This is a genomic window from Nitrospira sp. Vd2 (assembly GCF_979581665.1).
Window position 1 is genome coordinate 81,318 of sequence record NZ_CEFZSK010000005.1, and the last position, 21,358, is coordinate 102,675.

21 protein-coding genes and 2 pseudogenes are annotated in these 21,358 nt (G+C 62.1%); 13 read left to right on the plus strand and 10 right to left on the minus strand.

All coding sequences use genetic code 11. The annotated features are described in order from the left end of the window. The 3 genes and pseudogenes from AC1U7K_RS02990 to AC1U7K_RS03000 form a co-directional block, all read left to right on the plus strand. Positions 1-420: pseudogene (locus AC1U7K_RS02990) on the plus strand (M28 family peptidase); the annotation flags it as partial. 100 nt (positions 421-520) lie between these two features. Beyond that, positions 521-1,177, plus strand: a complete 657-nt coding sequence (locus AC1U7K_RS02995) for a hypothetical protein (protein ID WP_480249332.1) — start codon at positions 521-523, stop codon at positions 1,175-1,177. A gap of 16 nt (positions 1,178-1,193) precedes the next feature. Further along, entirely contained in the window at positions 1,194-1,640 is a 447-nt protein-coding gene (locus AC1U7K_RS03000; RefSeq protein WP_480249310.1) for a WapI family immunity protein, read from the plus strand. A 516-nt stretch (positions 1,641-2,156) separates the two neighbouring features. Here the strand turns inward: AC1U7K_RS03000 and AC1U7K_RS03005 are convergent. The 6 genes from AC1U7K_RS03005 to AC1U7K_RS03030 form a co-directional block, all read right to left on the minus strand. Next, positions 2,157-2,579 carry a glycine zipper family protein gene (locus AC1U7K_RS03005; RefSeq protein WP_480249311.1) on the minus strand — a complete coding sequence of 141 codons (423 nt, stop codon included), beginning with the start codon at positions 2,577-2,579 and terminating at the stop codon, positions 2,157-2,159. An 11-nt stretch (positions 2,580-2,590) separates the two neighbouring features. Then, positions 2,591-2,923 (minus strand): DUF167 domain-containing protein, encoded by a 333-nt coding sequence (locus tag AC1U7K_RS03010; RefSeq protein WP_480249312.1) that lies wholly within the window; start codon positions 2,921-2,923, stop codon positions 2,591-2,593. Then, entirely contained in the window at positions 2,901-3,728 is an 828-nt protein-coding gene (locus tag AC1U7K_RS03015) for an AAA family ATPase (protein WP_480249313.1), read from the minus strand. Before AC1U7K_RS03015 ends, AC1U7K_RS03010 begins: the two co-directional genes overlap by 23 nt. Before the next feature lie 108 nt (positions 3,729-3,836). Next, positions 3,837-4,214 carry a tetratricopeptide repeat protein gene (locus AC1U7K_RS03020; RefSeq protein WP_480249314.1) on the minus strand — a complete coding sequence of 126 codons (378 nt, stop codon included), beginning with the start codon at positions 4,212-4,214 and terminating at the stop codon, positions 3,837-3,839. Positions 4,215-4,328: 114 nt separating this feature from the next. Further along, on the minus strand, positions 4,329-7,814 hold the full coding sequence (locus AC1U7K_RS03025) for a PAS domain S-box protein (protein WP_480249315.1): 3,486 nt from the start codon (positions 7,812-7,814) through the stop codon (positions 4,329-4,331). A gap of 145 nt (positions 7,815-7,959) precedes the next feature. Beyond that, complete coding sequence (locus AC1U7K_RS03030; RefSeq protein ID WP_480249316.1) at positions 7,960-9,459, minus strand: phosphatidylglycerol lysyltransferase domain-containing protein; 1,500 nt, start codon at positions 9,457-9,459, stop codon at positions 7,960-7,962. A 204-nt stretch (positions 9,460-9,663) separates the two neighbouring features. On the opposite strand from AC1U7K_RS03030, the gene AC1U7K_RS03035 reads away from it, so the two are divergent. The 8 genes from AC1U7K_RS03035 (at position 9,664) to AC1U7K_RS03070 (ending at position 16,647) form a co-directional block, all read left to right on the plus strand. Then, positions 9,664-11,154 carry a hypothetical protein gene (locus tag AC1U7K_RS03035; RefSeq protein ID WP_480249317.1) on the plus strand — a complete coding sequence of 497 codons (1,491 nt, stop codon included), beginning with the start codon at positions 9,664-9,666 and terminating at the stop codon, positions 11,152-11,154. Positions 11,155-11,160: 6 nt separating this feature from the next. Continuing rightward, positions 11,161-11,496 (plus strand): glutathione S-transferase N-terminal domain-containing protein, encoded by a 336-nt coding sequence (locus tag AC1U7K_RS03040; RefSeq protein ID WP_480249318.1) that lies wholly within the window; start codon positions 11,161-11,163, stop codon positions 11,494-11,496. Positions 11,497-11,538: 42 nt separating this feature from the next. Next, entirely contained in the window at positions 11,539-12,654 is a 1,116-nt protein-coding gene (locus AC1U7K_RS03045) for a KamA family radical SAM protein (protein WP_480249319.1), read from the plus strand. A 24-nt stretch (positions 12,655-12,678) separates the two neighbouring features. After that, a complete protein-coding gene (locus tag AC1U7K_RS03050; protein ID WP_480249320.1) occupies positions 12,679-13,845 on the plus strand; it encodes a 2'-deoxycytidine 5'-triphosphate deaminase in 1,167 nt (388 codons plus the stop codon). Positions 13,846-13,851: 6 nt separating this feature from the next. After that, positions 13,852-14,229, plus strand: a complete 378-nt coding sequence (locus tag AC1U7K_RS03055) for a hypothetical protein (RefSeq protein ID WP_480249321.1) — start codon at positions 13,852-13,854, stop codon at positions 14,227-14,229. Between the two features lie 88 nt (positions 14,230-14,317). Then, positions 14,318-15,019 carry a TIGR04283 family arsenosugar biosynthesis glycosyltransferase gene (locus AC1U7K_RS03060; protein ID WP_480249322.1) on the plus strand — a complete coding sequence of 234 codons (702 nt, stop codon included), beginning with the start codon at positions 14,318-14,320 and terminating at the stop codon, positions 15,017-15,019. Further along, on the plus strand, positions 15,016-15,762 hold the full coding sequence (locus AC1U7K_RS03065; RefSeq protein ID WP_480249323.1) for a TIGR04282 family arsenosugar biosynthesis glycosyltransferase: 747 nt from the start codon (positions 15,016-15,018) through the stop codon (positions 15,760-15,762). Before AC1U7K_RS03060 ends, AC1U7K_RS03065 begins: the two co-directional genes overlap by 4 nt. Before the next feature lie 150 nt (positions 15,763-15,912). Beyond that, complete coding sequence (locus AC1U7K_RS03070; RefSeq protein WP_480249324.1) at positions 15,913-16,647, plus strand: SDR family NAD(P)-dependent oxidoreductase; 735 nt, start codon at positions 15,913-15,915, stop codon at positions 16,645-16,647. A 345-nt stretch (positions 16,648-16,992) separates the two neighbouring features. Here AC1U7K_RS03070 and AC1U7K_RS03075 read toward each other — a convergent pair whose 3' ends face one another. The 3 genes from AC1U7K_RS03075 to AC1U7K_RS03085 form a co-directional block, all read right to left on the minus strand. After that, positions 16,993-17,316 carry a glutaredoxin family protein gene (locus AC1U7K_RS03075; protein WP_480249325.1) on the minus strand — a complete coding sequence of 108 codons (324 nt, stop codon included), beginning with the start codon at positions 17,314-17,316 and terminating at the stop codon, positions 16,993-16,995. 290 nt (positions 17,317-17,606) lie between these two features. Further along, complete coding sequence (locus AC1U7K_RS03080) at positions 17,607-17,846, minus strand: BolA/IbaG family iron-sulfur metabolism protein (protein WP_480249326.1); 240 nt, start codon at positions 17,844-17,846, stop codon at positions 17,607-17,609. Positions 17,847-17,903: 57 nt separating this feature from the next. Beyond that, on the minus strand, positions 17,904-19,082 hold the full coding sequence (locus AC1U7K_RS03085) for a GGDEF domain-containing protein (protein ID WP_480249327.1): 1,179 nt from the start codon (positions 19,080-19,082) through the stop codon (positions 17,904-17,906). Between the two features lie 447 nt (positions 19,083-19,529). On the opposite strand from AC1U7K_RS03085, the pseudogene AC1U7K_RS03090 reads away from it, so the two are divergent. Continuing rightward, positions 19,530-19,679, plus strand: a pseudogene (locus AC1U7K_RS03090) (5-formyltetrahydrofolate cyclo-ligase); the annotation flags it as partial. Between the two features lie 208 nt (positions 19,680-19,887). On the opposite strand, the gene AC1U7K_RS03095 reads toward AC1U7K_RS03090, so the two are convergent. After that, a complete protein-coding gene (locus AC1U7K_RS03095; protein WP_480249328.1) occupies positions 19,888-20,262 on the minus strand; it encodes a response regulator in 375 nt (124 codons plus the stop codon). 147 nt (positions 20,263-20,409) lie between these two features. On the opposite strand from AC1U7K_RS03095, the gene AC1U7K_RS03100 reads away from it, so the two are divergent. Beyond that, positions 20,410-21,273 (plus strand): class I SAM-dependent methyltransferase, encoded by an 864-nt coding sequence (locus tag AC1U7K_RS03100; protein WP_480249329.1) that lies wholly within the window; start codon positions 20,410-20,412, stop codon positions 21,271-21,273. Positions 21,274-21,358 lie beyond the last annotated feature (85 nt).

Here is a 21,358-nt window from a genome sequence, read left to right on the forward strand (position 1 = left end):
ATGCATCCGATTGATGCCCGCTCCTTAAAGATCACGAGCGAGACGGCCGCTCGGCTGAAATCGCACGTCGACTATTTGGCCAGTCCCCAGCTGGGCGGGCGCAAGCCCGGGACCGAGGGCAATCGGCAAGCGGCCGACTACATCGTCCGCGCGTTTGAGCAGCTCGGGCTCGAGCCGCTCGCCTCGCTCAACGGCTACCGACAGACCGTCTCACCCCAGCTTGGTGACAATATCCTCGGCGTGCGTCGGCCGTCAGGCGAGGCGATTGATCAATGGATCTTGATCGGCGCGCATTTCGATCATTTGGGGCCGACATATCTCGGTGCAGACGACAACGCCTCGGCGGTCGGCATTCTGCTCGAAACTGCCCGCACGCTCGGCCCGCTCCGCCATCACCCGATCGTCTTCGCCGCCTTCAATACCGAGGAGGCGCCCTACATCCGGACGCCGCAGATGGGCTCGCAGTACTTCGTGGATCATCTGCCGCCTGGAAATCAGTCGGCCGACGAACTTCCGCGCCGTGATCATCATGGACTTGATGGGCGGCGTGCACTGGGCACCGATCCAGCACAGCCTGTTCGCCACCGGCGCGGAGATGAGTCCCGAGTTGTATCGGCGCATCAAAGAGATGGGGATGCGGGCCTCATCACCCGGAACGGGTCAGACCAGTGGCTTGCTGTCCGTCGTGCCGCTCGGCCTGCATCTCGTCGAGGAGATTCCGCTGGTCGGCCGCGTCCCCTTCAGCGACTACGATGCCTTTCGCAACGCCTCCGTGCCGTTTCTCTTCCTCTCGGCGGGCCGCACCCCGCGCTACCATCGCCCGACCGATCTCCCCGACACGCTCTACTACGAACGCATGGCGACCACGGTGCAATGGCTCCAGGACCTTCTTCACGAACTCGACCAGGACCGCCAACGCTACACCTTCGATCCCACGCACATCGAATTCACCGACGAAGTCGCCGCTTTCCGTCCCTTGACAGTGGCCGCCGCGAACGAGGACACGATGATCCCGAACACGTCGGCCGTCTCACTGTGGAAACTAAAGAGCGATGCCGACTGGCTGAAGAAGCTCGACCCAACGAAAGCGAGCTCCGAAGACATCCGCCGGCTGGAACGACTCTCGCTTAGAATGCAATGCCTGCTCGCCGACTTTCCGGGGTGCTTTCTGCTGTAGAGCTCAGCCGACTCAAATGAACTTAATCGAGCGACTAGGCGTTCCTGACGTCACAATCGGCCCACTGCAGATATGGGTCCATGGAAGAGAATTTGAACACGAACATGATTACTGGGACGGAAATTGGCTCCGGGTAACAGCTCATTGTGCAACAGCAGAATCAAAGGCAACCGTGCAAGGGCCGATAATACACCTAACCGAACTCTCTGCCTTTACAAAGCAACTGAAGGAGTTAGATTCTAGCGAGCAGGAGCAGGCACAACTTCTGTGTATAGAGCCGAATCTCAAGGTTACTCTTATTAAGAAAGCCGATACCCTCGGCCATATCGATCTAAAAATACAAATGACGGCCGACAACTTGACGGAAGAGCATCGATTTCACGTCCATATTGATTCCTCCTATTTGCCCTCAATGATTGAGGGGTGTAATGCAATACTAAAGAAGTTTCCGCTTCGTGGATAAGGACACCAGTTGTCCCTTTTATTTGCGCGCTGACTCAGGGTCGAAGCCACTGCGCGCGTCTGTTTTCACCCCGCCCGCCCCGGCGCATCTTTTCCACCCGCCCAGGCCCGAGCCCGCCAAGACGGGCTCTTTCCCCGTTGGACGCGCCTCTTCCCGTGCAAGCACATTCTGATCGTACGCGGTCGGCTCTGTTATCTTCTTTATCTCTATCTTGCGGGCTGGGTCATGGGCGAGAGCCACTGCGCGCGTCGAACGAGGGCCTTCTGAGGCCGCGCGTTGCGCGAGCACAGCCCCTCGCCCGTGGCCCAGCCCGCTCTTCCTATTTAGCTCAATTCGCTTTCCATCATTCCAACCACCGAGGGGGCAGGCTGATCGCCCTTCACTGCGCGAGCATCTTTTCACCTTTTCCCTCCCATGAGGTGGCGGCGGAGGTCCGGCTCTACTGCGCGCATGGACCGAGCACATTCTGATCGTGCGCGGTCTGCGCGCACGGAGCCGGCCTCCGCTGCCACCTCATCACTCCCATCCCATCGGCTCATACCCCTTCTCTTTCAAACATCGATCGACCACGTTCATGTACGCCTGACCTGGTCTTGGCCGCGTGAAGAGGCCGCGCAAGAGGCCGATCGTCGCACCGCTCGCGGCGCCGACGGCGGAGCCACGGCCTGCCGCGCCGACGACTGCCCCGCCGACCGCGCCACCGGCCGCTCCAACCCCTGCCCCGACGGCGGTACTGCCGGCCACCCGCCCGGCTCGGCCCTCGGTGGGACGCGCGCCCGCCGCTTCGGCGACTTCCCGACACTCGGCAATGTCCTGTTTCGCGATCTCCGGGCCAACGGCCTGATAGTGCCCGTTCGGATACAAGATCGGCTTCGGCCCGGCACACGCAGCGAGTGATCCGCCTAGCATGAGCACGGCCGGTATCACGATTCTCCTCATCGGCCTATCCCTCATGACAACATGAACAGACCTTCGATCTCGGCGGCGGAGACGCCGCGGATCAGCACGCGTTTGCGCCGGCCGGCCGCGCCGGTCTGAATCTCAATGGCCTTCAGCGACACGTGGCAGCACTCACTCAAGAATCGCCGGAGCGTGTCATTGGCGGCGCCTTCCACGGGCGGCGCGGCGACCTTGACTTTGAGCGCATCGCCGTGAATGCCCACGTATTCGGTCCGGCGTGCATTGGGTTGGATATGAAGGGTGAGGAGAGCGCCGTCGGGTGTGTCGAGGATCGGCGCGGATGGGGCCGAAGAAACCGGATTATCCGAAGATCGCTTTGGCAAACTCCTGGATACTCCGTTGCATGTCCCGGTCGTCGGTAATGGGCCGTGCGACGGCTGCATCGCAGGCGAGGACCGGGGCAATGCCTTTCACGATCAATTCGCCGGCATAGATCAAGAGGCGGGTGCTCACGCCCTCTTCCAAGCCATGGTTGCGAAGGTTCCTGACCTTCTCGGCGAGGCGCACCAGCCGTTGCGCGATCTCGGGACTCACGCCCGCTTCGCGCTCGATGATCCGAGCTTCCAGCTCGCGCGGCGGGTAGCCGAACTCGATCGCCATGAAGCGCTGCTTGGTGCTCTGCTTCAGGTCCTTGAGCACGCTTTGATAGCCGGGGTTGTACGAGATGACGAGCATGAAGTCGTCGACCGCTTGGAGCACCTGGCCCTTTTTTTCCAGGGGCAACAGCCGGCGGTCGTCGGTCAGCGGATGGATGATGACGGTGGTATCTTTCCGCGCCTCGACGATCTCGTCCAGGTACACGATTGCGCCGTGCTTGGCCCCGAGCGTCAGCGGGCCGTCGATCCAGACGGTCTCCTCGCCTTTCAAGAGGTAACGGCCGACGAGATCCGAGGCCGTGAGATCCTCATGGCACGCGACCGTGATGAGCGGGCGATTGAGCCGATAGGCCATGTGCTGCACGAACCGGGTTTTCCCGCAACCCGTCGGCCCTTTGAGCATGACCGGCATGCGGTTCTCGGCCGCGGTCGTAAAGAGCTGGATCTCGCCGTTGACCTCGGCATAGAACGGCTCTTCCCGGACGCGGTAGTGCTCGACGTCCAGTTCGCGGCCTTTGACCGATGACTCCATGCGTCACGAATAGCGCAAACTACCGGCAAATAGCAAGCTTGCACCAGGAGCGCGGTCCTGAGCGAAGAATTTGATGATCCTCCACTCAGGACGCAGCACTCGGCACTGTCACTTCATCATCTTCAGGTGCGCTTTGAGAATCGGCGAGTCTTGGATCTCGGGATTGCCCTGACCAAGTTCCTGGGCTTTCTTGAAATGCTCGGTCGCGGCTTTGTGATCGCCTGCCTTGTCGAGCGCCAGGGCGAGATTGTAATGCGCCTCGGCCGACTGCGGATCGGCCTTCGCCGCTTCCATGAAATGCGTCTTCGCTTTATCCCAATGGCCCTGCTTGAAATGCTCGATGCCCTCGGTGTTATGCGTCTCGCCCTTCGACCCGGCTGCGGCCTTTAACGGCACGGCAGCCGCACCCATGTCGGCCCAGGCGGCCGCGCCGCTGATCAGGACCCCGAACGCCATGGCCGTGACAACGTGCAATACGCGCTTCATCGCATCCTCCTTGGTTTGACTGTTCAGCAACCATCCTCTTACCACATTACGGAGGGGGAGGTCGGTCGGATGCATCGAGTGCGGCGTTGTAGGAGGCAGGGCGTGGACGCGTCGTTAGCGCCCGTCGAGGACTTCGCGCACTTTGCGAACCAGCATATGAGGGGTAAACGGCTTTTGGAGAAACGCGGTGCCGTCCTGCAGCACCCCATGATGCACGATCGTATCATCGGTGTAGCCGGACATGTAGAGGACCTTGAGATGAGGCCGTTCGTGCATCAGGCGTTCAGCCACTTCACTGCCGCTCATCTGCGGCATGATGACGTCGGTGACGAGCAGATGGATCGGTCCCAGATACTGACTGCCGGTCAGCAGCGCTTCAAGACCGTGCCGAGCCTCGAGCACCTTGTAGCCTTGCTGGCGGAGCACCTCGGCCGCCAAGGCCCGAATGGCCGGCTCATCTTCGACGAGCAGCAGGGTCTCGTGCCCCAGCCCCAGATTGCGCTCTGGCGTGACGGGCTGAGTGACGGCTTCCTCTTCCCCGGCTCGGGGGAAATAGACCGTGATGGTGGTGCCGAGGCCGGGTTCCGAATCGACCACGATTTCAGCCCCGCTCTGCTTCACGATGCCGTAGACGGTCGAGAGCCCGAGCCCCGTCCCCTTGCCATGCTCCTTCGTGGTGAAGAAGGGCTCGAACATATGCGACCGCGTGTACTCATCCATGCCGGAGCCGGTATCGGAGACGACCAGTTCCACGTACTCGCCCGGCTCAAGGGTCAACGGTCGACCCGGCGATATCGCCGTGAAGCAGACGCTGCGCGTCTCGATGATCAGCTTGCCGCCCTTCGGCATCGCATCGCGCGCGTTGACGGCCAGATTCATGATGACCTGTTCGAGCTGACCCGGGTCGATGTGAATTCGGCCGAGTGATGGCGCGAGCGTCACCACGAGGTTCACGTCCTCGCCGATGAGGCGCTGCAGCATTTTCTCCAAATTCACCAACGTGACGTTGAGGTCGACCAACTTCGGCTGGATGACCTGGCGCCGACTGAAGGCCAGCAGTTGGCTGGTGAGGGCCGCGGCACGGTCGCCGGCCTGCTTGATCTCTTCGATCTCGGCGCGCAATGGATCGTCCTTCTTCAACGACTCCAGCGCGACCTGGCTGTAGCCGGAAATGACGGTGAGGAGATTGTTGAAATCGTGCGCAATGCCGCCCGCCAAGCGGCCGATTGCCTCCATTTTTTGCGATTGCCGGAGTTGCTCTTCCAATTGCCGTCGTTCGATGAGATGCCCCACCTGACTGCTGATCGTCGCCATGAGCGCCAGAATGTGCTCATCCGGTTGTCGGATATCCCGGCTGAAAAACTCCAGCACGCCCTCGACGTGGCCGGCGACGAGAATCGGAAAGGCCGCCACACCGTGCAACCCGACCGTACAGGCCATCGGCACCCGGGGGAAATTCGCGTCGTGGACGATGTCGGTGATCCACGCCGGCCGGCCCGTTTCCCACACCCGCCCCGGCAGACCCACGCCCCGCAGAAACGTCCGCTGCCGACTGGCCTGCTGAAACAGCGACACATCGGCAGTCGGGGACGCCCAACTGTCCATGCAGCGCAAGACGTTTGCCTGTCGGTCAACGATCCACAGGTTGCCCAAATTCCATCCGAGGGGCTCGCAAATCGTCTCGAGGATCACGGCCGCGGCTTCCTTCAACGTCGTCGCCTCGGCCAGCACACGGTTCATCGCGTGCTGCACCCGCAAGCGTTGCTCGGCGCGCTTCTGATCCGTAATGTCGGTAAAGGAGACGACCACGGCGTACGGCAGGGGGTCCGGCTCGCGCATCAGCGGCCGGGCATTGACTGAAATCCACTTGACCGTCTGGGCCGGCGTACGGACGCCCATGATGACGTTGGAGCACGGCTGCCCCGTTGTGAGCGTGACGATCATCGGCCAGCTTGCATAGGAGAACGGCGTCCCATCTTCGTGAATCAGCTCCCAGCGCGGATCGTCCAGATTCCGGCGGAGCAGCTCGTCGGCGGAGAGCCCGAGGATCCGTTCTGCACTCGCATTGCACGCTTGCATCTGACCTTTGGCGTCGACGAGCACAACGCCTTCTTCCAACGCACCGACGACCGACCGGTAGCGCTCCTCATTCTCGCGCAGCTGCAGCTCCGCGCGTTTCCGGTGCGTCACGTCGCGGACAAAGCCGCTGAACGTATACGTGTGATTGATGCGTGCCGGCGAGATGGAAAATTCAACGGGAAATTCATGTCCGTCACGGTGGCAGGCCGTCATTTCCAGCCTGCGGTTCAGGACCGGCCCTTGCCCCGTCTCGAGAAACCGACGCAGCCCCGCTTCATGGGCCTCGCGATAGCGGACCGGGATGATGGTATCCGAGACGCGCTGGCCGAGAATCTCCTCGCGGGACCACCCGAACATCGCCTCGGCCTGGGCATTCCATTCCAGGATACGGCCCTCCGCGTCCATCATGATCACGCCGTCGAGCGCCGTATCGACGATCATCCGGCTGCGCTCCTCGCTTTGCCGCCGGGCCGCCTCCGCCGCCAACGCCCGAGCCGTTTCCTGCTGCGTCTGCGCCCATTCGCGCTGGAGGCGCCCGGTCGCCCAGAGCAGCGCGATGAACATGGGCGTCCAGACGGCCGCCCCGGCGATGCCGATGTTCAGTAATACCAGTCGCACGGGCCCAAGGATCGCGCTTCGGTCGATGCGAATCAGCACTGACCATCCAAGGCCCTGAAACTCACCGTAGCCCTTCGTGCGTGCATAGCCCGTCACGACCGGTAGATGCCGGCGCATATGCTCTTCCTCGACATAGCCGGGCTCATCGGAGTCAGTGAGGACGGCCGAGCGCAGCCCCATCGTCTTCAGATTGACGTGCCCTTTATGCGCGAGGTCCGAGTCGATGAAGACCTGCCCCGACCGGGTCATGAACTGGTACTCGACGTGATCCAGCACCTTGGCTCGGCCTTCGAGCGCGTGGATCGTATGGGTCAAGACGTCTTCGAGCATCGGCGTCCCGAGACGGGTCGTCACCACGCCCAAGAAGCGGCCGTCGGCGGCAACGATCGGCGCGGTGAACGCCACGGCTTCCACCCCGCCGACCGCTTCATACGCCCCCACATCCCCTGTGTGCACGCGTCGGCTCTCCCGGGCGGCCTTGAACCAGGTCTGCTGGGACCAATTGCGGCCGAGCATTGACGGATCGGTCGAGGCAATGACGATCCCGTTGGCGTCCGTCACCCCTAGCCAGACATAGACCGGGGCATAGGCGTCTTTCATCCATGTAAGAAATGAATCGAGATAGGCGCGATCCTGCATTCGCAGACTGAAGGCCCGCGCCATCATCGAGACATCCCCGTAACGCTCGAACAAGAGGCGATCGAGTTTATCCATGATTTCGGCAGCCGCGAGCGTGAGGTTCTGACCTGCCCCGGCGATGAGCCGCTCTTCGACGTAGTAGAGGACGAGCGTCCCCATCACGATGGCGACGACGGTCATCGCGACGATCAGGATCGGGAGTCTGAAATACGGGCGCCGGAGTTCGCGGGAGCTGATGGCGGGCGAAGACGGCGTGTGAGCCATCGTGGCGTCCTGAGCGTGAAAGAGTCTAAGGCAAAGGCGATAGTACTCCGTTCCTCGGAGACAGTCAAAGAAAGGCAGCGGGCGGGATCAGTGAGTTCGTTCGTCCATCCGGCCGGCCGACGTGAGTCACGCGACCAAAGACGATTTAACCGCTCGTCGCTTCCGTCGCGATATAGCTCGGAATGAGTCGGAGTGGGCGATACTGCTGTTTGGATTGTTGGAGCGAGGTCAGGCCGGAGTCATCCAGCGTGTTGATCAGGCTCGCGCCGGCTGCGTGCGCCTCCTGGCACAATCGCCGGAAGATGAACGTAGGCAGCCCGTCAAAGGAACGATCCGCCACTTCGGCCAGCACGCAAAAGACCTGTGGCGATCGACGATAGCCGAACGTGTACGCGACCAGCGAGCCGTCGAGCCAGACCGCTCGCGCCATGAGCTTCAGCGTAGGCCATCGGGCGAGCAATTCCTCATGCGCCGCGGTCGTGTCTCGCAGCATCTGCTGCCCCACTGGGTCGAGCGCCTGCGCTTCCTTTTGGCGAATCCAGCGCGCAAGCAGCGTACGACACGCCTCACGATCCTCTTCACGAAGCGCCTCGTAGCGCGGCTGACAGCTCCGGAGGAATCGGTTATAGGCGGCCCGCTGTGACTTGTATCGATCACCGCGCAACTCGGCGATCGCCTTCGCGTCATACAGGTAGTCCGGGTCCTTTGGCGTCACTCGGTAACCCAAGGCCTCGAAGTCCGCTGTCCATTCCTCGGGAATATTCTCGATCCGGGTGACGCCCGAGCCTTGATTCAACCGCCGCATGACTTTAAATGCCTGTGCGACGGCTTCGGGTGAGAGGCTCTTGCCTAACGGCGGAAGCGGCATGAAGATGCCGTCCCGATACGAAGCGAACAGGCACAGCCGTCCGGTCAACTCCGCCCAGCGGTAATTGAACGAGGATCCCCACATCAGGTGCGGCGGTAAGGCGTAGGCCGCGAGGGGCGTGTCGATCTCGGAGAAGGCCGTTTCAAATCTTGTATGATCGTCGACCCGTAACGGCATCAACGTCGGGAGCCCTAGGCGCTCCCGCAGCCGACGGGACACACGCGGCACGTCACGCAGAACGATTACATCATCCTGGTACCGACCGACCAAGTCGGGATGGTCCGCGATGATGTCGATCATCTTCTCGTCTTCCAGACGACGAGTGATCTCCTCCGCATACGATTCGATCGTGTCATGACCGGCCCCCGCGCCCGCGCCCCGCTGTGACACGAACGGGCACTTGGTATCCCACCCAAGGACGACTTCGCTGTGATCCGCGGCCCACATGAGGGCGAGCGGGTAGAGCTGACAATCGAGCGGTCGTGCGTCGTAGATCCGGCAACGCGACGTGTGGGGATCGAAGGCCGGACAGATGTACCCAGGCCCAGTTGGATTCGGCACAGCGCGAATCCGGCTGCCCCTTGGATCGGGAAATAAGCCGGCATCAAGCCCCAGGCGAGAGGCGCGAGCCATCTCCTCCCCGGTAAAATACGGGCGCAACGGACTGTCGCGGGCGGGGAACCGGCAGCAGACGTCGCAGGCAAGACAGGCCGACGTTGGGACGTACTGCGCGAGCGGTTCAATGCGGATCAACGGAGAACGGTCTTCGAAAGTCATGATCCCATCATGATACGCCGAGCAGCGGCGTGAACAAAGAGTCGTCGGAGGGCCCGCGCCGCCGTTTCCGTCCTCTTGTCTCGCCCGGACACGCCATGCTACGATCACTTATCTTCACGAGTGGCCGCACGAATCATAATCCCGCGAACCATCCGGATGTCCCCTTTTCCACGGACCCAGACGCTGTGAGCCGATGCAGCATCCATGCTGAAGTCGAGGAGCGTGGTGGGACTGGCGCATAAGGGACCGACCCCGACTCCTGCTCTGCCCCCTCGCGACCGTGCTCGTGCTGTCCAGGAGGCCGTGACGAAGGCCGGCCTGTTTCACGATCCGATGACCGGCGAGCGCGTGGAAACGAGCGACGACAGCAATCCCACGCACTGGCGAGTCGGCACCGCTCCGTTTCCCCTCTCCGCTTCCGACGTCGCCGTGTTCGAACGATTGGGCCAGCACCTGCTCGCGTTCTACCGTGCCTTGAACACCCTGTATGTCGAAAGCGCGCGCGGCGCACAGCCGAGCTGGGTCGCCGGCTATCTCGACCAAGGCAAGCCCGAAGCATTGATTACGTATAGCCGAATGAAGCGCCATCGGGACGCGATCCCGCTGGTGATCCGTCCGGATATCCTATTGACCGAGGACGGGTTGAAAATCACCGAGCTCGATTCCGTCCCCGGCGGGATTGGATTGACGGCCTGCCTGGCGGAGACGTATGCCGACACCGCGCCGGATGACAGCATCGTCGGCCGGCGAGATGGGATGGTCGACGGGTTTGCACAAATGATTCGGAGTGCCGCCGGCGGTCGGGGCGGCGTCCTTGCCATCGTCGTGTCTGAAGAAGCCAAAGACTACCGTCCGGAAATGACGTGGCTTGCCGGCAGGCTTCGGGGCCTTGGGATTGATGCGTACTGTGTCAGCCCGCGCGACGTCCGCTTTACGGAAGACGGTCTGCGGCTGACCGATGGTGGAACGGAGCACCACATTGCCGTCCTCTATCGCTTCTTCGAACTCTTCGATCTCAAAAACGTACCGAAGTCCGAGTTGATCATGTACAGCGCGAAGAAGGAGCAGGTGGTGGTCACCCCACCGTTCAAGCCGGCGTTGGAAGAAAAGCTCGCGTTTGCCCTGCTCCACCACCCGAGGCTTGCACCGTTCTGGGATCGCGAATTGGGCGAGGAGACCAGTGCGCATCTCAAGAGCCTGGTACCACAGACCTGGATTCTCGATCCGCGGCCGGTTCCGCCGATGGCGATCATCCCGGGGCTCGAGGTCGGCGGGCAGCCGGTCGCCGACTGGCATCAGTTGGCGGAAGGCACGCAAAAGGACCGGCGCTTCGTCATCAAGCCGTCGGGTTTCTCCGAGTTGGCCTGGGGCAGCCGGGGCGTCTCGATCGGCCACGACCTCCCTCAGCGAGAATGGGCCGAGACGATCGAGCGGGCGCTTGCGTCGTTTCCGGCGACGCCCTATGTGCTGCAGCGATTTCACAAAGGGCGACAGGTCGAGCGCTCGTACTATGACGCGTCTCAGGACGCGGTCGTGCCGATGCTGGGACGTACGCGATTGTCTCCCTACTATTTCGTGGCCGACGGCGAAGCGCAGCTCGGCGGCATTCTCGCGACGGTCTGCCCGATTGACAAGAAGATCATCCACGGGATGAAAGATGCGATCATGATCCCGTGCACCATCGCCGAACCGTAAGTTCGCATGTCTCTGACGCTCTACCATGTGAGTTGGTGCCCTGAATGTGCCGTCGTCCGGGAAAAGCTCGAGGCATTGCACCTCGACTACACCGACGTGGTGGTACCCGATTTTCGCTCGGCTCGTCGGCAAGTGTTCGAGGTCTCCGGGCAATACTATGTCCCGGTGCTGGCCGACGATGAGCTCGTGCTGACCGAGACGCGGGACATTCTCCAATACTTGGACGAGCGGTACGGCGCTCAGGGCGGGGAAGCCGCATCGGCAAAATGGAAGACGAAGTCCGCGCGTCACGCCCCAAGCGGACTGGATGAGAGCGACAACTACCCGTCTTGCGGATTATGAGGCCCAGTCTGACCTTTACCTGCCAGGAGGGACCGAAGCACGATGGAAGAATGGCAACGCATTCTCGCTGAGAGCATCGTGAAGCCGAAGGACCTCGCCGATCGATTCGGGCTCAATGAGAAAGAGGTCGAAGCGATCGTCGGCAACTACCCGATGCGGATTACGCCGACGGTGCTGGCGACGATCAAAGACAAGGGCGACGCGATCTGGAAGCAGGTGGTGCCCGAGGTCGCCGAACTGGACGATCTCGACGCCGAGGATGATCCGCTCGAAGAGGACCTGATGAGCCCGGTCCCGCACCTGGTCCATCGCTATCCCGACCGGGTACTGTTGATGGTCACCAATCAGTGTCCCATCTATTGCCGGTTTTGTACGCGCAAACGGCTGGTCGGGAAGCCAGGTTTCTTGAAGAAAGGTGAGCTGGATCGCGCCATCGCCTATCTTCGCGAGCACACCGAAGTGCGTGACGTGATCCTTTCCGGCGGCGACCCGCTGCTCCTGCCCGATCATTTACTCGAACGGGTGTTGAAGGCGTTGCGGACGATCCCCCACTTGGAGCTGATCCGCATCGGCTCCCGCGTTCCCGGCTCCCTGCCGGAGCGGATCACATCGAAGCTCTGTGAGATGCTCAAGCAGTATCACCCCTTGTACATGAACCTGCATTTCAACCATCCCGACGAATTGACGCCGGCCGTGAAAACGGCGTGCGGCCTGTTGGCGGACGCCGGCATCCCGCTCGGCGCGCAGACGGTGTTGCTCAAAGGCGTGAACGACGATCCCGGGGTGATGAAGCGCCTCGTGCACCAGCTATTATTGGCGCGCGTCAAGCCGTATTATCTGTACCAAGCCGACCTCACGAAGGGCACCAATCACTTCCGGACGACCGTGGAAACGGGCCTGGCGATCGTTCGCGAGTTGCAAGGCCATACCAGCGGGATGGCCGTCCCGCACTTCGTCATCGACGCCCCGGGGGGCGGCGGCAAAATCCCCGTCCTGCCCAACGACTACGTCGTGCAGATGGACGAGGACGGCGTGACGCTGAAGAACTACGAGCAGAAGACGTTCCACTACCCGCAACCGAAGACGGACCGCCGGGAGCTGCCCATGGTGGGCGCGTCGCCCTCGTTCAACGGCTGCGGCGGTCTGGATGACCACTGACCGGGACGGCATCGTCAGAGGATTATGACGGACCGATTTCTCACGCTCTTTCCCGAACTCGAGCGAGACCTGCAGAGCCTCGCCTTTACCACCGGCATCTTGCCCTCGCAAAAAATCCATGAACTGATCGACAACGGGCGCGTGTCGGCGGCGGTTCCCATCGAGGACGAGCAGATCCAGCCATCGAGCATCGATCTTCGCCTGGGACCGATCGCCTATCGCATGCAGGCGAGCTTTCTCCCGGGTCCGAACGGGGTCGTCGAGACCAAGATCAAAGACCTCGTGATGACGCAGATGGACTTGACGCGGCCGACGGTGTTCGAGAAGGGCTGCGTCTATCTGGTGCCGTTGATGGAGCGGTTAGCCTTACCCGCTGGCCTCTCAGCCAAGGCCAATCCGAAGAGCACCACCGGCCGCTTGGATATTTTCACGCGCCTGATCTGCGACGGCGGGACCGAGTTCGAGCGCGTGCCGGAAGGATACAAGGGCACGCTCTACGCCGAAGTGGTCCCGCGCACGTTCACGGTCATCGTGCAGCAGGGCGTGAAGCTCAATCAGCTTCGCTTCGTTCGCGGCTGTCCGCCGCCCTCGGAGTCCGCGCATAAACGGCTCGACGCCGAGGAACGGTTGGTCTACCGGCAGGAAGAACTTCCTCAGGAAGCGCAGATCGACGGCGGGCTCATGGTCTCGTTGAACCTTGAGCCCGATCACACCGGCATCATCGGCTACCGCGCGAGGCAAAATGCCCCGGCCATTGATCTCTTGAAGCGCGACTACTATGACCCCGAGGATTTTTGGGACGCGATCGAAGCGCCACGCAGCCGGCGGATCATCCTGAACCCCGACGACTTCTACATCCTGCTGTCGAAGGAACGGGTGCGGATTCCGCCGGGCTATGCCGCCGAGATGGTCGCCTACGATCCATCGATGGGCGAGTTCCGGATTCACTACGCGGGGTTTTTCGATCCCGGATTCGGCTATGGGGCGAGCGACATCAAAGGGACGCACGCGGTGCTCGAAGTGCGGTCGCATGAGGTGCCGTTCCTGGTCGAGGACGGCCAGATCGTCGGGCGCTTGATTTACGAGCGGCTGCTGGCGCCCTCGGACAAGATCTACGGGATGGGGATCGGATCGTCCTACCAAGGGCAAGGGTTGGCGCTGAGCAAACAGTTCAAACGACGACAATCGTAATCAACCATGGTGATCAAAGACGATCTGGAGCCGGGCTCCTCCCACGAGGATCGGCAGTTTACGGTCGCGATGATGTTCGTCGGCGTCGCGATGATGTTCGTCGGCTTTCTCGACGTCTTTCTGTCGATCAGCGGGGGATTCGAGTTCGCCGGTGTGACGCCGCTGCTCCTCTACTTCGGCGGCCTCGCGCTGTGGGCGCAAGCAACGATCGCGAACCTCACCATCCGTTACATCGTCATGGGAACGGCGATCGTGCTGGGGCTGGCAATCTTCCACTATGGCGAAGTTCTCTTCTGGCACAAGCAAGCCGTCTTTTGGGGCACCATTGCGATGGTCGTCTTCTTCATGTTCAAGTCGGCACCGCCCGGCCCGCCGGCGCGATAGCAGAGTGCTGAGTCTTTAGACTCAGACCTGATCGAGGACCTTCTTCTACTCAGCACTCGGAACTCAGCACTCGGTACTTCTCCGCCCCATGCGCGTCAGCGTCATCATTCCGACCCTCAACGAGGAGCGCACGATCGGTGAGACGCTCGCTCGCGCCGCGCGCTCAGGTGCTGACGAGATCGTCGTCGTCGACGGCGGATCGTCGGACGCGACGGTGGCGCGTGCGAAATCCACGAGCAAGGCGCTGGACGGCCTCCCCGCCATTCACCTCCTCACCGCCCCGCCCGGTCGTGCACGCCAGATGAATGCCGGTGCGGCGGCGAGCCACGGAGAGATTTTGCTCTTTCTTCATGCGGACACCGAGCTGCCGGACGGCGCGGTCGCGGCCGTCACGCGTGCCTGCGTGGACGGCGGCTGCGTCGGAGGTCGATTCGATGTCCGCTTCGATGCTTCGCACGGATGGGCGCCGGTCATCGCCACGCTGATGAACTGGCGGTCGCGATGGACCGGGATCGCAACCGGCGATCAGGCGCTGTTCGTTCGGCGCGATGTGTTCACGCGACTGGGCGGCTTTCCCGATATCCCCTTGATGGAGGACATCGAGTTCACGCGCCGGTTGAAACGTCAAGGACGGCTCGCGGCACTTCGCCTCCGGGTCACTACCTCGTACCGCCGGTGGGAGCGAAACGGCGCCGTGGGCACGATTCTATTGATGTGGCTGTTGCGCGCCCTGTATTGGCTCGGGATGAGTCCCGAGCGACTGGCGCGGCTCTATGCGGAGGTCCGGTGAGCCACGCCAAGAAGACGACAGGGCCAGCTCCACGACCGGGTCGCTCGCACGCCACGCTGATCATTTTTGCCAAGGCCCCGATTCCCGGCCAAGTGAAGACACGGCTCTGCCCGCCGTTGACAGCAGATGAGTCCGCCTCGCTCCATGGCACCTTCGTGCTCGATGTCCTGGAACGCAGTGCGGCGGCTGCCCGACGCGGCGTGCCGAAAGGACACCAGGCCTTTGACCGCATCGTGGCCTGTTCGCCGTCCGCCGATCACGTCTTCTTCAAAGTCCTGGAGGACCGCCATGGGGTCGTGCTGATCGATCAAGTCGGCAAGGATATCGGGGCGCGGATGGCACAGGCCTTTGAGGTAGTATTCAGCCGAGGCTATCAAACGGTGGTTCTTGTCGGCACCGATGTCCCGACCTTACCCGATTCGGTCTACACGCAAGCGTTCGCACAGCTCGCCACGCACGACCTTGTGCTCGCGCCGGCCGAAGACGGCGGCTACTACCTGATCGGGATGACGCGGCCGCTCCCCCAGCTATTCGAAGGCATCAACTGGTCGACGGCGACGGTCTGCTCCGAGACGCAACGAAAGGCAGAAGGACTCGGCCTCCGCGTGAGCCTCTTGCCTCGCCATCGCGACATCGATACGATCGAGGACCTCAAGGCGTTGATCGCCCAGGGCACCAAGGATCTCTCGACGCGCACGGCGGGAGCGATCAGACTGATCGCATCGCGGCTGGATCGGCGGTGAAGGGGAGCGCGACAGGTCAGTTCACATCCCCGCGTTCGCAAGGAGGGGAAGGGACGGTAGAAGCAATGCCACCCCACTTACCTCCCCTTAACAAGGGGAGGAATCGGAACTGTTTCACGTGATTTCTGATTCTCGTATCGAGAGGACACCATGAATGAGCGCGTGGCGGTCATCACGGGTGGAGGACGAGGGATCGGCCGTGGCATCGCGCTCGATCTGGCGCCACACGGCTGGGCGGTCGCCGTCACCTATCGGCGTAGCAAAGAGGACGCGGAACGGACGGCGGCGGAAGTCTCGGCGAAGGGGGGGCGCGGGCTGGCCCTCCAGTGTGACGTCTCCGATCCGAAAGCCGGCCGTGAGCTGATCGGCCACGTCGAGCAGACGTGGGGCCGGATCGACGCGTTGATCCATTGCGCCGGGCCCTACCATCGGATCAATTTGCTGGAAGAGACGGTCGAGGGCTGGCACGACATGTTCGCCAACAATCTGCACCCGATCTTCTATCTCTCCCAAGCCGCCATCCCGGGCATGAAGGCCAGGAAGTTCGGACGGATCATCACGTTCAGCATGGCCAATGCCGATCAGATGATCGCGCAGCCGGAGATTACCGCTCATTACATCGCCAAGGCCGGCGGGCTGATTCTCACGCGCACGTTGGCGAAGCTGCTCGCACCGCACGGCATCACAGTCAATGCGATCTCTCCCGGCTTCATCGACTCCGGCAGCGCGCCCCCGGAAGAACTCGCTCCGATGGCCAAACGCATCCCGGCCGGGTACATCGGTGAGATCAAGGATACGGTCGCGGCGGTTCGATTTTTGTTGTCCGATGAGGCGCGCTACGTGAACGGGACGAATGTCCACGTCAGCGGCGGCTGGGGGGTGTGAGGCTGCTGAAAACTTCGGTCTCACCCGCCCGCCCAAGCGCACCAAGATGCGCTCTTCCCTAGCTTCGTTCTCGTCTCGTCAAAGTCCTCAACGTACCCCAGAGGGTACGCCCCCGGCTTTGACTTCGACTGCGGCCTTGTTGGATAAGCGTTTTGAGCAGCCTCTAGGGTGGCGAGCCGAGCCGACTTAGCTCTGTGCTCGCGCACCGAGCAGCAATCGGAATGTGCTCGCACGGGAAGAGGCGCGTCCAACGGGCAAGGAGCCTGTCTTGGCAGGCTTCGGGGCAGGGCGGGTGAAAATGACGCGCACAGTGAAAGCCGGATCCCTTACTCCATCGCTTTTCTTTTACTTCCCGAACGCTTTCTTCAGCAGCGGCTCGAGTTCGCCTTTCTTCTCCATCGGCTCCAAGATGTCGGTGTCGCCGTAGAACGTGCCGTCGATGAAAACCTTGGGCAGGGTGGGCCAGTTCGTCATCTTGGTCAAGGCTTCGCGTTTGCCCGGGTTCGGGAGCACGTCGATAAGTTCGTAGGGATAGCCGTACTTGTCGAAGAACTGCATCGTCTCGCGCGTGAACCCGCACATCGGCATCGTCTTCGTGCCCTTCCCGTAGATCAGAATCTTGTGCGCATTGATTTCGCGTTGGATCTCTTCTTCGATTGGATTTCCCATAGCGGCCTCCGTCTGTGTCTTAGATGGTCAGCGGGATGGTCAAAAAGGTCGTCCAGCGAGGCCGCACCGAGGCGCACGGCGTCGCGGATAAGCGACGCGCACGTTTGTGCGCGCCGGCGAGATGGTGAGCCGGCCGTGTCTTGAGGCGAGACGTACTTTGTCGGTACGTTGAGCCTCCGAGCGATGCGAGGCGCGCGAGGCGAGGAATAACTCGCCTCAGGTTTGCGCGCGGGCGCGAGATGGTGAGCACCCAGTGTCTTTGGAAGCTGGCGGCCTTTTTCAACATCCCGCTACGAACCGTCTTTGGTTTCGGCTTTCAGTTCCAGCGCGTGAATCCGCCCGTCCTTCATCGGCTCATCGAGCGCCCCGTAAATCAGGCGATGCCGGTCCAGGAGATTTTTCCCGCGAAAGCCGTCGGACACCACGCGGACCGACAAATGGTCCATGGTCCCGGTGCGATCGGTCACCGATACGTCGGCGTCCGGAAGGACACGGCGAATGTACGCAATCAGCGTTTCTGTCGTGATCATGCGCGTCAATGTACGATAGCCGAGGCGCGTCGACAAAGGCAAGACGGGGAAGGGCGACTACGAGATAACCTGATTGCGACCTGCCGCTTTCGCACGGTACAAGGCCTGGTCGGCGGCTTTGATGACCTGTTCAGGGCTTGATCGCGTGGCGGTGCGCGCGGCCGCGCCAATGCTGACCGTCACGGACACGCCGCGCGGTATCCTTGCAGCCGGGCGTCCTCGTGAGCGCTTGGTCGCCCGCCAACGACCCCGGAGCGAAAACGGGGTATCAGCGACGGAAGACCGAACTTGCTCGAGATGCGGCAAGGCCTTCTCCAATGGCATCCCCGGGAAGATCAGCACAAATTCCTCGCCACCATAGCGAAAGGCTTGGCCGCCGCCGGAGACGCGCGACAGCCGCGCCGCCACCATGCGAAGCACTTGATCGCCGACATCATGACCATAGCGATCGTTGAACGACTTGAAATGATCCACATCCACTATGGCAATCGTGTACTCTTCCCCAAGCCGCAGCAGCAATTCATGAAAGGCGCGGCGCCCCGGCAAGCCGGTGAGCTCGTCGTGATACGCCATCGCGTAGGTCGCCTGAAGAACGGAAAGCGCAAGCGTCACGGCGGGCACCATCATGAGCAGAAGCGCGTGGGGCCGCGCGCTTTGCTCAAGCGAAAGCCAGAAACCCACGGTGGCCCAACAAAACGCCCGATCGATCGCGTTCGGCCTTAGCGCCGCACGGACGGCGAAAAACAGGGCGACGCCACCGGAGACAAGGAGCGCCGGCGAGGACATGGGCCAACTCGGCCAGGTGCCCATTCCGACAACGTGAAGGGGTGGAAGCAAGCGAGGCCGGGTCAACGAGACGAGCAGTACGGCTTGCACAATCAGCGCACCGAGGACGAGCAGACCTTTCTTCGTGAAGACGCCGCGTTCGGGCAAGAGGGCCAGCGCGAGGAAATTCAACGGCACGCCGTACGAGAGAGCGATGAGAACGGCTCGGCCGGGCGCGGCGGAACCGTGTTTCAAGGCATACATCGCCATCGCAACCACGAGAACGCCGAACACGATTCGACTGCGGTGAAAGAACAATCCCAGCAACACGCCGGTCACGAGAGTCAGGAACGGTGCGAATCCCACTAAGGGCTGGAGCGCTCCCGGCACCACGCCCGGCCATGCGGTGACGGCGACCACGGCGAGGAGGATCGCCCCGCCGGGCAGCAGAAAGGCCATGAGCTGTTTCAACAGAATCCGCACGTGAACGTCTGACAGGCGTTCTCCCCGTGATTAAAGTATAGTGGTTGTTTCAAAATCGGCGTCGATGAGCCAGCCAAGGACTCAAACCGCAGTGATAAAAGCCGCGATCCGACAGGAGGTCTGGGACCGGCTCCAACGCGAGGGCTTGGCGCGCTTCCCCTTTCCGCCGCACGACCGTATCCCCAATTTCAAAGGGGCCCGCGAGGCGGCTGCGCGTCTGTTTACCGTCGAGCCGTGGGCGTCGGCCCGCCGGCTGAAGATTAACCCCGACGCCCCGCAGCGGTACGTCCGTGAGGAGGCCCTACGCCGCGATTGCGCGGCGGGTTCTTTTGTCTCGATCCGGCCCGCATCCCGCCGGATAAGATCCCGGAAGCCGCAACCCTCTCTCGCGGGAATCGATGGGCCGAGCGCATCCCACTGTCTGCACTTCCCGCGATGGACGCCATCGTCTGCGGCTCTGTGGCAGTGACGCGCACCGGGCATCGGTGCGGCAAAGGCGAGGGGTACAGCGATCTGGAGTACGCAATCCTTCGGGAGCTTGGACACCGGGGAGTCCCGGTCGCAACGACGATCCATCCGGTTCAACTCGTTGCGTCGATCCCCCATGATCGCAATGATCTTCCGCTCTCGGTCATCGTCACGCCATCCGAGACGATCCAGGTTCGGCGTCCACCGCCTGCGCCGCGTGGTATTGATTGGGAGCGTCTCTCGGCGGAACAGATCGCCGAGATGCCGATCTTGCGAGACCTACAGCAACTGAAGCGAGGGAAAGGAAAGAGCGGGCGAGGCGGGCTTACGTCTCGGCCTGTAGCACGGAGTCCACGGTTTGGAGCAGGTCCTTCAGCTCGAACGGCTTCGCCAGCGTCCGCACGGCGCCGAACCGTTTCGCGACGTCCAAGGCATCGAAGTGAATCCGGCGGCTCCCGCCGGACAGGGCGATGACTTTTGCGGCGGGGTACTCTCGCCGCAACTCGCGGATCACTTCCAAGCCGTCCTTTTCCGGCATCAAAATATCCGTGATGATGAGGTCCGCTGGCTGCTGTCGCCACAACCGGAGTGCCACGTCACCGTTCGGCGCTTCGATGACGGTGTGCTGCGCATGTTCGAGCACCTGACGCAGCATCCCGAGAATCATCTTGTCGTCGTCTATGATGAGAATGCGCGCCATGGCTGCTTGAGGCAAGCTCTCGTATGTCTGTCATACCTGATGAGGTGAGAGGCGTCAACTTTTCGAACGCCGGTGTCGTCTAGCAACGCTCGTACGGCTTCCGCAATAATAGGGCCGAACGGCACTATCGAATCAGCGAGGCTGTGGATGGGAACCATCGACTATCGGCACGTGATCGAGACGCAGCAGCAGGACTGGAACCGCGTGGCGGCGGGATGGGAAAAATGGGACGCCCTGCTCGATCAAAACCTGGCCTTCGTGAATTACCGACTGCTCGGTGATGCCCGGATCAGACCAGGCCAACGCGTTGTGGACGTGGGCTCCGGCACCGGGTATCCGGCGCTGCTGGCTGCTCAGGCCGTTGGGCCGCATGGCCGGGTGCAGGGCTTCGATCTCGCCGAGGCAATGCTCGACCGCGCACGGTGCAAGGCTCAGCGACTGGGACTGAGCAACGTCACCTTCCAGGCCGCGGACGCGACGACGCTTCCGATCGGCACAGATTCCATTGACGCCGTCATCTCGCGTTTCTGCCTCATGTTCCTTCCCGATATCCCGAAAGCGGTCGGTGAAATCATGCGCGTCCTGGTCCCGGGTGCGTATGTCGCCGCAGCGGTGTGGTCGGCCCCCGACCGCAATCCGTTCCTCAAGATTCCCATGGATGTGCTGAAAACAATGATCGAGCTGCCTCCACCGGATCCCGAGCAACCCGGCATCTTTCGTTTGGCCGCAGCGGGCGATCTCGCCTCCATCATGTCTCGGGCCGGACTGGCCGACGTGCGGGACGACGAGATCATCGGCGAGGCGCGCTTCGACTCACCGCAACAATACTTGGAAAGCGTGATGGACCAGGCGGCGCCGCTCCAAGCACTGTTCGCGCGATTGACCGAGGCACAACGTCGCGAAGCTCAACAGGCTATTCTTCGGGCTGCGGAGGCCTACCGGCGCGGTCAGCATGTCCGCATGCCGATGGCCATCCGGATCGTGTCGGCTCGCAAGGAGCGAGTCGGTTAGCCCTGTGAGGCTCCCAGGCCAACGAGGCAGCGCTAGTGTCCTGTCTCTGAAGTGCGCTGACAAAATCGAGCCACGCTGGCCAGGA